The 12659-nt window shown below is 45.0% G+C and carries 13 protein-coding genes; 9 read left to right on the forward strand and 4 right to left on the reverse strand.

Features of this window, described 5'->3' with window-relative positions:
* Positions 1-77 precede the first annotated feature (77 nt).
* From EPL05_RS22980 to EPL05_RS23005, 6 genes are all read left to right on the forward strand, one after another.
* Positions 78-869: a shikimate dehydrogenase family protein gene (locus EPL05_RS22980; RefSeq protein WP_128536332.1), complete on the forward strand. Its 792-nt coding sequence runs from the start codon at positions 78-80 to the stop codon at positions 867-869.
* 4 nt (positions 870-873) lie between these two features.
* The gene (gldD, locus tag EPL05_RS22985) at positions 874-1455 is read left to right on the forward strand and encodes a gliding motility lipoprotein GldD (protein WP_166727797.1); all 582 of its coding nucleotides are present in this window, start codon (positions 874-876) and stop codon (positions 1453-1455) included.
* A 94-nt stretch (positions 1456-1549) separates the two neighbouring features.
* Positions 1550-2185, forward strand: a complete 636-nt coding sequence (locus tag EPL05_RS22990) for an MBL fold metallo-hydrolase (protein WP_128536334.1) — start codon at positions 1550-1552, stop codon at positions 2183-2185.
* Between the two features lie 3 nt (positions 2186-2188).
* Positions 2189-3415, forward strand: a complete 1227-nt coding sequence (locus tag EPL05_RS22995) for an FtsX-like permease family protein (RefSeq protein WP_128536335.1) — start codon at positions 2189-2191, stop codon at positions 3413-3415.
* Between the two features lie 232 nt (positions 3416-3647).
* Positions 3648-4028, forward strand: coding sequence for a 30S ribosome-binding factor RbfA (gene rbfA, locus EPL05_RS23000; protein WP_191192138.1), 381 nt, complete (start codon positions 3648-3650; stop codon positions 4026-4028).
* Between the two features lie 5 nt (positions 4029-4033).
* Positions 4034-4753, forward strand: a complete 720-nt coding sequence (locus EPL05_RS23005) for a peptidoglycan DD-metalloendopeptidase family protein (RefSeq protein WP_128536337.1) — start codon at positions 4034-4036, stop codon at positions 4751-4753.
* Here the strand turns inward: EPL05_RS23005 and EPL05_RS23010 are convergent.
* On the reverse strand, positions 4732-6627 hold the full coding sequence (locus EPL05_RS23010) for a DUF4153 domain-containing protein (protein WP_128536338.1): 1896 nt from the start codon (positions 6625-6627) through the stop codon (positions 4732-4734). The two genes, EPL05_RS23005 and EPL05_RS23010, sit on opposite strands and share 22 nt — an antisense overlap.
* Positions 6628-6753: 126 nt before the next feature.
* Here EPL05_RS23010 and EPL05_RS23015 point away from each other — a divergent pair, with 126 nt between their 5' ends.
* A complete protein-coding gene (locus EPL05_RS23015) occupies positions 6754-7737 on the forward strand; it encodes a pyruvate dehydrogenase complex E1 component subunit beta (protein WP_128536339.1) in 984 nt (327 codons plus the stop codon).
* An 81-nt stretch (positions 7738-7818) separates the two neighbouring features.
* Here EPL05_RS23015 and EPL05_RS23020 read toward each other — a convergent pair whose 3' ends face one another.
* On the reverse strand, positions 7819-10281 hold the full coding sequence (locus EPL05_RS23020) for a TonB-dependent receptor plug domain-containing protein (protein ID WP_166727798.1): 2463 nt from the start codon (positions 10279-10281) through the stop codon (positions 7819-7821).
* Between the two features lie 191 nt (positions 10282-10472).
* Between EPL05_RS23020 and EPL05_RS23025 the strand changes: the two genes are divergently transcribed.
* Both EPL05_RS23025 and EPL05_RS23030 read left to right on the forward strand, forming a co-directional pair.
* Entirely contained in the window at positions 10473-10691 is a 219-nt protein-coding gene (locus tag EPL05_RS23025; RefSeq protein WP_128536341.1) for a zinc ribbon domain-containing protein YjdM, read from the forward strand.
* Positions 10692-10796: 105 nt separating this feature from the next.
* On the forward strand, positions 10797-11030 hold the full coding sequence (locus EPL05_RS23030) for a hypothetical protein (protein ID WP_128536342.1): 234 nt from the start codon (positions 10797-10799) through the stop codon (positions 11028-11030).
* 14 nt (positions 11031-11044) lie between these two features.
* Here EPL05_RS23030 and EPL05_RS23035 read toward each other — a convergent pair whose 3' ends face one another.
* Both EPL05_RS23035 and EPL05_RS23040 read right to left on the reverse strand, forming a co-directional pair.
* Complete coding sequence (locus EPL05_RS23035; protein WP_128536343.1) at positions 11045-11701, reverse strand: metal-dependent transcriptional regulator; 657 nt, start codon at positions 11699-11701, stop codon at positions 11045-11047.
* Positions 11702-11715: 14 nt separating this feature from the next.
* Entirely contained in the window at positions 11716-12549 is an 834-nt protein-coding gene (locus EPL05_RS23040; RefSeq protein ID WP_128536344.1) for a transporter, read from the reverse strand.
* Between the last annotated feature and the right edge of the window lie 110 nt (positions 12550-12659).

Below are 12659 nucleotides of genomic sequence, written 5' to 3' on the forward strand. Positions count from 1 at the left end.
GATAAAAAATTATAAATCTTCGTGCTTTGTTGCTAATATTACCGTTATCAATTTATCCTGTTTATTTACGCCAAAAAATGAAAAATTACGGGCTTATCGGCTTTCCGCTTTCGCACTCTTTCTCTAAAAAATACTTTACAGAAAAATTTATTACCGAAAAGATAACCGACGCAGCTTATGACCTGCACCCCCTGGAAAACATTGACGAATTGCCCCGGCTGTTGCACGAGAACCCCAACCTGTGCGGGTTGAATGTGACCATCCCTCATAAGGTAAACGTAATGAAACACCTTGACTGGATAGAGCATGATGCCAAAAATGCCGGCGCGGTAAATTGTATAAAGGTGATATCAGAAAGCCCGGTATCTGCGGCTTTTTCGGGTGAGTTGGGTATAAAGGGGCACGATTTCAGGCTGGAGGGCTACAATACCGACCTTTATGGTTTTGAAGGCTCGTTGAGCCCGCTATTGAGCAGCTACCATGATAAGGCATTGATATTGGGCGATGGCGGCGCGGCAAAAGCCGTTAAATGCGTGCTGCAAAACAAAGGGATAGACCACTTATCGGTAACCCGCAAACCCGGGAAGGGCTGTATTTTGTTTACAGACCTGACGGAAAAACATATTAAAGAGTACAAACTCATTATTAATACAACGCCTATAGGCACTTATCCAAACGTGGATGAATGCCCGCCTATCCCGTATGACGCCATAACCAGCGATCACCTGCTGTTCGACCTGGTGTATAACCCACCGCTTACTATGTTTTTAAAGAAGGGCGACGAGCGCCGCGCAACCACCAAGAATGGTTACGAAATGCTGGTGCTGCAGGCAGAAAAAGCATGGGAGATATGGAACTCAAATGATTGATAAAATGAAGTACGCCGCCTTTTTTATAGCTGTTTTATTGATCGCATCCTGCGGTGGCACGCCCGATTATTCGCCGAAGCCGAGGGGTTATTTCCGTATTGTCTATCCCGAGAAAGAATATCAGGCCTATACCGAAGGCTGCCCATTTACTTTTGATTATCCTAAGTATGGCACCATTGAGCCCGACAGATCGCGCGGGGCGAAGCCCTGCTGGCAAAACATCCAGTTCCCGCAGTTTAACGCTACACTACATTTAAGTTATCAGCCGGTAACCTCGCCAAAAGAGTTTAACGAGCTGGTAGAAGACGCGCATAAACTAAGCTTTAAACATACCGTAAAAGCCACTTCTATAGACGAAGCGGCTATTGCTTACCCTGCAAGAAAGGTATACGGGGTATATTATACCATTGATGGCAATGCCGCATCATCGGCACAGTTTTTCCTCACAGATAGTACCAAACATTATCTGCGCGGCGCATTATACTTTAATTCCGAACCACGTTTAGATTCGATACAACCCGTACTTAACTTTTTAAAAAAGGATGTGGACGTAATGATAAAAACGTTTAAGTGGAAAAAGTCTTAAGCGCCCTTGCCTGCTTGATGTAGACGCGAAGTATCGCGTCTTTACGGGGAATTTAAATTTTTCTCCTTTAACCTTAAACAAGTAGCTTTGCGCCATGGCAAACGTTCAGTCCTTTGTAAATAACCCTTACCAGGAGAATACCTACATTTTGTTTGATGATAGTAAGGAGTGTGTGATCATAGATCCCGGGATGTACACCGCGGCGGAGCAAAACACTGTTGTAAGCTTTATAAAAGAAAACGGATTAAAGCCCGTATTGCTTTTAAACACGCATTGCCATGTAGACCACGTGCTGGGCAACCGTTTTGTGTTCGATCAGTATGGGTTGAAGCCAAAATTTCATGAAGGCGAATCGGAAACCTTAGCCGCAGTAGTTGCTTATGCCCCGGCCATGGGTTTCAGGTACGATGCCTCTCCCTTGCCGGATGAGTTTTTACCCGAAACAGGAACCATCAGTTTCGGCAAAACAAATCTCCAACTGATATTTGCACCCGGACATTCACCGGCGCATTTATGTTTTTATGATAAGGACGCTAATATTTTGATTGGTGGCGACGTACTGTTCCGCAACAGCATTGGCCGTACCGATCTGCCCGGTGGAAACTACAGCCAGCTGATAAAAAATATAGAAGAAAAGCTTTTTCTGCTGCCCGATGATTGTACCGTATATCCGGGCCATGGCCCCGAAACAACCATTGGTTACGAGAAACAACATAACCCTTACCTGTAAAATTTGAACACGTCCATCTACATAGCCAAACGGTACCTGTTCAGCAAAAAACAGACACACGCTATTAATATCATCTCGGGCATATCAATGCTTGGGGTGTTGGTAGGCAGCGCCGCGCTTATTATTATCCTCTCGGTATTTAATGGGTTCGAGAAGGTGATCCTTTCCCTTTACAGTGATTTTACACCCGAAATAAAAATTGAGCCCCGCTTGGGCAAAACCTTCGACCCCAATACCGCTTACTTAACGCGTTTAAGCAAAGACGGGCGTATATTTTCATACACCAGCGTTTTGCAGGAAAAAGTGCTGATTAAATATGGGGACAAGCCCTTTATTGGCACCATTAAGGGCGTAAGCGACGATTTTTTGAAAAACAAGAACCTGGATAGCACTATCCAGTACGGCTCATTTACACTAAAGGATAGCGGGTACCAGTTTGCGGTGATCGGCACCACTATACAAAGCAGCCTCGGCGTAAGTTTAAAGGACCAGTTTACGCCATTGCAGATCTATTCGCCAAGGCGCACTTCCGGGAACGCTACCAACCCGATGAACGATTTTATATTTCGCACCATACTGCCTTCGGGCGTGTTTGGCATCCAGCAGGAGTTTGACGGATTGATGGTAACCCCGATAGAGTTTACCCGCGATCTGCTCGACGAGCCGAGAAACGTTTCGTCGGTAGAAATAAACTTTAAACCCGGCACCGATGTTGACAAAGTGCAGAAAGAGATACAGGAAAAAACAGGCGATAGCTTCATTGTAAAAAACCGCAAAGAGCAAAACACAGAACTCTATAAGACTATCAATTATGAACGCTGGTCGATATTTATGATCCTCACCTTTGTGCTCATTATCGCTATTTTCAACATCATCGGCTCGTTAACCATGCTGGTAATAGATAAGCGGAAAGACATCGCTATTTTAACCAGTCTGGGCGCCCACAAAGGATTGATACAAGGCATCTTCTTTTTTGAGGGGATGATGATATCCGCCATAGGTTGTATTACCGGCGTTGTGCTCGGTACCATTGTATGTTTTCTTCAGTTGGAGTTCAACTTTGTTAAAATGGGGGCAAAGCTCTCCGTGTTGGATGCCTACCCGGTAGCTTTTAAAGCAAGCGATTTTTTGCTGGTTGTTGTTACAGTGGGCGTTATTGCGGTTATCGCATCGGGTATTAGTGCAAGGCTAAGCGTAAAAGGGCTTGATGAGATGAAGCAAGATTTGTAGGTAAGTGGTATGGTCGCTTGTCATCATGAGCGATAGCGAAGGATCTAATCGCCACTTTGCATATCGGCTACCTGCCAGTCGGCGAACAGATGCTTCACTCCGTTCAGCATGACAAACTGGTTATTTTTTAAAAACAATTTGCATCGCATCATCAATTCCTTAGCTTTATCTTTTTGCCGATATATACATATTTAATTCAAACTCATTTGCCTAACCGGCGTTATAAATCATCATGGAATCAAAACGTCAGCAAAAATTTGCCGGGGTAATCCAACAGGACCTGGCCGCTATATTTCAACGCGAGGGCATGAATTATCTGCCCAATACCTTAGTAACCATCACCAAAGTACGCGTTACGCCCGATCTGGCCATCGCCCGCATATTTTTAAGCTTTTTTAACGGTACCGATAACCAGCACGCGCTGGCCGCTATAAAACTGCATGCCTCAGAGATCCGCTATAAATTGGGCGCCCGCATTAAAGACCAGGTACGTGTTATACCGCAGCTGGAATTTTTTGTGGATGATACCAGCGAATACGTAGAGCGTATGGACAAGATCTTCGACAAAATAAGCAAAGAAGAGCGCCAGCCCGACACTACCGACGAAAGCTAAACCCAATGGGTGCTACCGAAAAATTAGCGGCATATCTGGCCAATTACCAGGGCATTGTTGGCAAAGTTGTGAATTTTGATCCCGCCGTAGATAAGCTGTTTCCACTCGACCTGACCGCCGCCAATACCGAACTGGACGCGGATATGGTTGCCGATACCGAAGCTTTTAGCCAATACATTAACCAAAAACTGGCAGAGAGTAATTCCCGCTATGCTATTGGCGGTTATATGGAACACCGTACCATGTACGCTCGCAGCGTTCATTTCGATACGGAAGGTGAACCCCGCCGCCTGCATTTAGGGGTTGACATTTGGGGAGATAGCGGCACGCCCATCTATTCGCCTTTGGCCGGTACTATTCATAGTTTTCAGGATAATAATAACTTTGGAGATTATGGGCCAACCATCATTCTGCAGCATAATGTAGATGGTTTAACGTTTTATAGCCTGTACGGGCATTTAAGCCGCGTAAGCCTAATTGGTTTAGCCATTGGGCAGCACATTGAAGCTGGGCAACAGATTGCAACCTTAGGCAATGCCACCGAAAACGGCCACTGGCCGCCGCATTTGCATTTTCAACTGATGCTGGATATTGGCGATGCCAAAGGAGATTACCCCGGCGTGGGGAAGTACTCAGAAAAGGCTAAACATCTACAAAACATTCCCGATCCGGCATTATTGCTAAACGCATCCGGGCTGGCACTTTATTCTTTTTTTATGAGGTAATTAGCATCAAGGTATTGTATGGAAAACTCGCTTTTGCCTGTATTGAAGTTTACCTGCCTGATCTTAAAAACCACAGTGTAGCCCTTAATTTTCTGCGTCCAGGTAAGTAGACTATCCGGGAGGGTATAGGTATCAGTGTTAGCACCGGTATTCACAACAATCTTCGCTTTTGGATTAACTTTTGCCAGTTCTTTTAAATGTTTCTCTACGCTAAAGTAGGCTGTTTGCCCATTTATCTGCAAAGAATAAGTACCGTATTTTACCGTTTGTATAAAGTTGTCTGCTTTCACAGTATAGCTTACCGTGTCATCATAATTCTTATTTTCCGATGCAACAAAATCATACCCGGTTGTACTTAACGCGATGGTGTTTTTAATTTTGAAACGATAGGTGGTATAGGATTCCGCTGTATCTGAATAGATTGGATCCTGATAATCATATTGGGAAAATTTGCTGAGGCCAAGCCGTTTTTTTACCCATTCTAACTTTCGCCACCGCAATTCGTAGTCACCCACATTTACCACAACATTCCCTGCAGTCTTCTCCACAGAAAGCGAATCGCCCACTTTGTCGAGGTCGTTTGTAAAATATGGCTGTAAAGATGACAACCCGTGCCGGTAGATGAGGTAATCTAAGGTAGAAACAGCTCGGCCTGCATCTATTTTACTTATTTTACTGCTGTCTATTGGCATTAATTTGCCCTTGTTATAGGCATTGTATTTTTTGAACAAGCCGGTTAATACCCTTTGCTGCGAACTCATAGCTACCGAAAACGCGCTTTGTGGTCCATACACCGATAGCAGTATCAATAAAGACAATGATATGGGGATAAGTTTGATGCTTTGCTTTTTGGCAATGAGGAAGTATAAGGTGATAAACAGCAACCATGCGGCAAGCATGATTAGAAAGTAACGCATCTCGGTGATGCCATATCTAAAAACGCGCGTGCCTGCTGCGGCGAATAATAAGGCCAGTAAGGGGATAAGCAGAAAGTAAAAACTGCGGGTATAGGTTTTTAGCCATTTGTTCTCTTCCTGCTCGCGAATAGGGTAAACCAGCAAAAGGGATAAAATGCCGAACACGGCGTAGCCTAATATTAAATTAGATACAAGGCCCTTAGGCAGTTCCCACTGCACCAATATCTTTATTTCGTAGGATAACAGGATAGCCACATAAACAGTTGCCAGCGGTATTAATACATATTGGGTAAAAACCTTTAAGCCCTTGGGGTAGCTCACATCGGCATCCAGGCTTTCAAAGTTTGCTGGTACGCCGGCCAGGAAGAACAGGGTGCTGAAGATGCCCGTTATCCAGGTAAAAAGTATCGAGAAGGTGTCCCATTCGAATTTAAAGTTGAACAGGAAATTCATGGCACCAATTGCAGCGGCAAGGCCCGCAAACAACACCAGGCCGTATAAAGCGCTTGTTAAAAAACGTAAGAAAAGTGTTTTGTTAAACTGCCAGAAACCGTTGATGTGCGCCTTATCTGTAAAAGCCGCGAACGCTACCAGCAAGTGGAAAGACAGGCTCAGCAAAACAAACCGGATATGATCTGAACCGTGAATGCCCGGATTAATGATGAAAATGAACAGCACAGCCACGACGGCAGCTATAAGCCTGAACAATAATTTTTTACCGCCAGTCCATCCTTTGCTTTCGGTATACAAGGTAGCCGATAGGCTCAGCAAGAGGCCCAGGTTGGCAACCAGTATAGCACGCAGGCTCCAGTTTTCCTGTACCCGGCTGGTGTAGGTAAGTTCTATTTTTACTGTGGCGGCAATAGTTCCTGCCAGCGCGAACAATGATTCGAACGGGAAACGTTCTACGGTAAGGCCTGCGTTTTGGAACAGGTTTTTTACGGAAGGGAACTTCATTGGAGACTGGTTTGGTTATGCCAATGTAACAAATAATATATAAACAATAAGTGTGTAATGTGCCTAATTGCATTTTCCACATTTTGATTATATTTGCCATCGCAAAAAACTTCATTTTAAAAAGTAATGAGAGAAATACAATTCAGAGAAGCGCTTAGAGAAGCCATGCAGGAAGAAATGCGCAACGACGAAAATATATACCTGATGGGTGAAGAGGTTGCCGAATATAACGGTGCCTACAAAGTAAGCCAGGGTATGCTTGACGAGTTCGGCGCTAAACGCGTAATAGATACGCCAATCTCTGAATTAGGTTTTGCCGGTATAGGCATAGGTTCGGCCATGAATGGTTTAAAACCTATTATCGAATTCATGACGTTTAACTTCTCGCTTGTTGCTATCGACCAGATCATCAACGGCGCTGCCAAGATAATGAGCATGAGCGGTGGCCAGTTTTCTGTGCCTATCGTATTCCGTGGCCCAACCGGCAACGCGGGTATGCTAAGCTCACAGCACAGTCAGTGCTTTGAAAACTGGTATGCAAACTGTCCGGGTTTAAAGGTGGTTGTACCATCAAACCCTGCCGATGCAAAAGGTTTATTAAAATCATGTATCATCGACCCGGACCCATGTATCTTCATGGAATCGGAATTAATGTATGGCGATAAAGGCGAAGTGCCAGAAGAAACTTACTACATACCCATTGGTAAAGCTGCGGTAACTAAAGAAGGTAGCGATGTTACCTTAGTTGGTTTCGGTAAAATAATGAAAGTGGTTAACGCCGCTGCTGCCGAGCTTGAAAAAGAAGGCATCCATGCAGAGGTTATCGATTTACGTACCGTTCGCCCTATCGATTATCCTTGTATCATCGAATCGGTTAAGAAAACAAACCGTTTGGTAATTGTAGAAGAAAGCTGGCCATTAGGTTCTATTGCTACAGAAATCGCCTTTAAAGTACAGAAAGACGCGTTTGATTATTTAGACGCTCCAATTCTGCGCATTATGGGTGGCGATGTACCATTGCCTTACGCCCCAACTTTGATACAGGAATACCTGCCAAACCCGGAACGCGTAATTAAAGCCGTTAAAGAAGTTATGTACGTTACAAAATAATTGTAACCGCTAAATATTAGAAAGTCTCTCCAAATTTTGGAGAGGCTTTTTTGTTTAATGGGGTAGAACTGTAACCTAAAGCTACTCCGTTACCTTATAACTAAATTTTGCCGCACCGGCGGTACCGTTGTTATTGATCCCCTCAATAATAATTTGGTATTGCCCGGCGCCATCGGCATTATAAAAATCGAAGGAGGCGTTTCCGTTTTTATCGGTTGTGATCTCGGGTAACCAAAAGATGGTGCTGCGGAGATCTGGGCGGGTGCGGTTATCTATGTAATCGTACCTGGGCGCATAAAACTCGCGTGCTTTATAAAACCCGGTAACCGTTAGCGGTAAAACGCCACGGGATATAATGTCTTTAGCAGCTGTCCCGGCACCCTGTTTTGTAGTAATTACCATTACACCATTACCGCCACCCATGCCGTATACCGTGGCACTTCCATATTTGAGTACCTCAATAGTTTCTATATCGCCGGGCCAAATATCATTAATACCCACTGGTTTCCCAGGTTCCGCAGTACGTTGTACGCCATCTACAACCACTAACATTGCGCTGCCATTGCCAATTTGCATTTTCGGTACACCACCGTCCGGGTTATCGATGCCTGCAAAATACACCCCTCCAATACGGCCGGAAAGTAAAGTAGCCAGCATGCCGCTACGCGGCAAATCGCTTCCTTTTATTAAAACATCTGCATTACCCGCCCCCGCCAGGCTTTGTGTGCGATAATTGGCTTGTTTTACCGCCTTTACTTTAACCTCTTTTAGCTGAATGCCGCTGCCGTAATATTTTAAAAATTGATCGTGCCGGTTTTTGCTGTTTTGCAGGTAAGCCTGTATGATGGCGGAAGATGAAGTATCGGTGCTGGCGTAGAACTTATTATCAATTGGCGCTGGTAATTCAGGTAAGTAGGTTAGTTGGGTACTGTTTTTGCCTTTAGCGTTAACAGCGTTCAATACAAAACGGGTGCTGTCATAAAAAGTAAGCCCGCCAAAATTAAAGGCGCCTGCCTTGTTGGTTTTTTCGCTTAAAACCCCACCGCCCTTTACCGGGATAAGCGTAACTAATCCGTTATCTACCGGCTTACCACCGAAAGATTTTGCGGTGCCGGCAATACTCAACGAGCGCTCGGGCTTAATGGTAGCAAACGGGACTTCATTATTAATGAGCGCCTTCCAGGTAAAGCGGCGGTAACCGTGCGTAAGCATCACCAGGTCCAGCTCCGCCCGTTTTTTGTTATCGGTATTATTGAAATAATAACCAGGATCTTCTATGTTCCCTTTAAGGCAGGAGGTAAGTAGCAGGTAGGTTAATATGTTTTCCTCCTTGTCGCCATCTGTCTGCACCTTGCCTTTGTCAATAACCGCTACCGAAAAATGCGCCGGTGCGGCATCAAAATCCAAACCTTCTGCATGGAAATCTACCCCTACCTTTTCGCGCTGTTTGTATTCCTTTTTATTGGTGGATATGCTCAGGTCCAGCTTATCATCTTTATTAATAAAGATCAGCCGTTCGCAAAGCGGCTCGCCTTTGGCCGAGAGCAGGGTAATTTGCGTGATGCCCGACCGAAGCCCCGTTTTTTGAATATCGAAGCGCATATCGGTCCCGTCCAGTACATCAGAAACGGTAGTAAGTCTGCCGCCCGAATAAATGAATATCCCCAGCGGTTGCCCCTTAAGTTGTTCGTAAAAAGCCTTAGAGGGATTAATATGTACCGAAATTTTTGAGGTGGAATCATATACTGCCATAGCCACTCCGCTGGCATTCGCCACAGGTAACGCAATTGTAGCTTTATGGCCATTGGCGTATACTACCTCGGCATGGTAGGTTTCACCGTCAACAGGGATCAGGTCAAATACTCCCATCCCTAAATGCGCCGAAGCGAATTTGGCTACCGCTTTATTGTTGTTGTTGAGGATGGTGCCGCTGGCATTTGTACCCGTTCCGCCGGGAATTAAAGCTTTAAACGCTACTTTAGAAGAGACGCCTGTTACCAGTTCCCCGCCTTCCGGGAAGAACCCGATATCGGGCGTACTTACCACGGGTTTGATTTTCGAGAACGGTTTAACAGCTTTAGTTATTGGTGCGCTGATAATAGCGGCAATGGGGATCTCCCGGTCGAAAAACAATTCGCTGCCATAATTCTGCATCAGTTTAGTATAGGCACGTACGCGGTAGGTGCCTGCGGGTAGCGAATCAGGCAGGGCGAAATCGCCCCAGGCAAGTCCATCGCCTATGGGGAGCTTAATAGAGCTGGCAATTTTACCCTTGGGGGTTACCAGGTCGGCATACAGCACGCCGCTCAAGGGCGATAGGGCATTTTTCTCCCCAGCCACCACGTATGCTTTGAAGTATATGGTATCGCCCGCGGCGTAATAGGGCTTATCAAAATGCAGGTATGCTTTCTCTATCTCGTGCTGATCGAAAAAGGTTTTCAACCGGACCGCCTGTTCTTTTAAAGATGCGGGCTTGGCCGTTTGAGCCAGGGCATAGCAGGCCGGTAATAAAACACAGGCAATGCAGGCGATCACTTTTTTCATAAGCAATGGAGTTTTGGTACGGTGAAAAATTGGTTCCATCGGCAACGGGACTGCTGATTTTGAGCAAATTAAGCAATTAATATGGTAAAATGAAACGCAGATGATGGCACGGGGTAGATTTAAAGATCTGCGCCTTATAGGCAAGCTCGTTGAAGTAGGCGTTATGTACATTATCTGCTAACTTTACCGGCATGAGCGATTTTATAGTAAAAGATAGCAACGGCAACCAACTGAACGACGGCGACAGCGTAACGCTGATAAAAAGCCTGAAAGTAAAAGGCGGCGGCACCACGCTAAAGCAGGGCACGCTGGTAAAAAAGATCCGGCTGACGGATAACCACGAGGAAGTGGATTGCAAAGTAGATGGCATGAGCATTGTGCTGCGCACCGAATTTTTGAAGAAAAGGTAGGTGATTTTGCAGAAGCACTTTAACCAGCGGTGTTGTATACCACTGGTAATTAACTTTATCTGTAAAATAAATGTTAACTTATTCTAAAATTGTGTACCTTTAAATATGGCAACCCCAGAAAATCGCAAACTTATAATCCCGCTGATGATCTTCATCGGTATGGTTGCGGTGGGTATTAATACCATTAACAAGGCTATCGATTCGCACCAAACCTGGCGTTTGATTATAGCGGTTATCCCTACCCTAATGTTTAGCGCGGCTACTATTCTGGTAATTATGAAATATAAATACCATGATAAAGAGCAGGAAGAAGGCTCTGAAAAAAGACTGGATAACTAATTCCGCGCTTGTTTTTACATATCGATCAGGATATTCTCGCCAAATTTTTGTGAAACCGTGGTGCGTTCACCACCCGCTATGCTGATCACCAGCGAACCATCAAACTGTATTTTTTCTATCAGCTGAATTTTTGTGCCGATGTTGATATCGAGCTTTTGCAGGTATTGTAAAAACGCGCTCGTGGTATCTTTAACAGCAGCTACACGGCAAAGGGTGCCATGTTTAACATCGGCAAGGGTTGTGGAGTGGCGCTTTGCCATTTTACCGTTTGCTCTGGGTATCGGGTCGCCATGTGGGTCGTACTCCGGGAAGCCCAGAAATTTATCCAGCCTGTCGGCCAAAGTACCGTCTTTAATGTGCTCCAGGTCTTCGGCAATATCGTGGATCTCATCCCAGTCGTAACCCAGTTTTTCCAATAAAAAAACTTCCCAAAGGCGGTGCCGGCGAACGATCAGCGTGGCATCCTTTTGCCCCTGCGGGGTAAGCTCCACACCTTTCTTTTTGTCGTATATAATTAATTGCTTATCAGTAAGCTTGCGGATCATATCCACTACAGAGGCAGGGTTATTGCCCAGCCATTCGGCAATGGCGGTAGGCGTTATTTTTTGCCCCCTGTCCTGCCAAAGGCGGTAAATGCATTTTAAATAGTTTTCTTCCGATAGCGTGTGCATAGGCAATTATTGCGCTAATATCTGAATGAAAAGCCAATAAAATAGATGTTGCCCGCACTTTTATTAAGCCCATAGTTTAAGCCCGCGTCAATATTTAAGTTACTGTTTGCCGAGAATATAAGCCCTCCGTTGGCATAGGTATCGGTAGTTTTACTGTAAGGGCTGTAGGTGGCCACGCCTTCCACAAAGCCGTCCAGTTGTTTAAACAGCGGATGCCCAAAGGTGAAGGAGTAAAGCATATTGGTATAATAGCGATTGTTATCCTCCTTTACAAAACTGATGGTAGCCTGCGCGCCGAAGCTGGTTTTTTCGGTCACGGCCAATGCGAATGGGAATGTTATACCCCCCTGTACGCCATTACTGGCAAATGAAGATGTCGGCAGCGATACGAAAGGCAGGATCGCCAATGCTGAATTGCCTCCACCGCTACCCCACAAGTTGTACTTAAAACGCAGGGTGATATCGTCAAATCCCTTTGCTTTATCGGTGATGTTTTGCGTGGCAACATCCCGGGTGGTATTTATCACGTAGGTTGGCACCACCAACTGAATATCCATCTTTTCGGTAAGGCCCAGCTTATAGTTGGCAACGTTGTAGGCGGTTTGGATACTTTGCACGCCATCAGCCTTTACGCGGATCTGTTTAAACAGGTCCGTTTCCACCTGGAAGTGCCCGGCTTCCACGGTATAAGCGCTTTCGGTAACATCCGGCCGATCGGTTTCCATTTCCTTCATTTTATCGCGCGGAACCGGGTTAAACAAAGTGTATTTATGTTTAACGGTATCAGACTGCCCTCTGGCCAGCGAGGCGGTAAAACAGAATAAAAGGACTAAATTAATAATGCGCATAGTGATAGATTTGAAACAAAGCTAATTATAAATTAGCATAAACAAACATATAAAATTAGTCAAGGCTAATTTTATATGTTTGTTTATGGAAAATAACTAAACTTTTCATC

This window comes from Mucilaginibacter gilvus (assembly GCF_004054195.1).
In the GTDB taxonomy this organism is placed as follows: Bacteria; Bacteroidota; Bacteroidia; order Sphingobacteriales; family Sphingobacteriaceae; genus Mucilaginibacter; species Mucilaginibacter gilvus.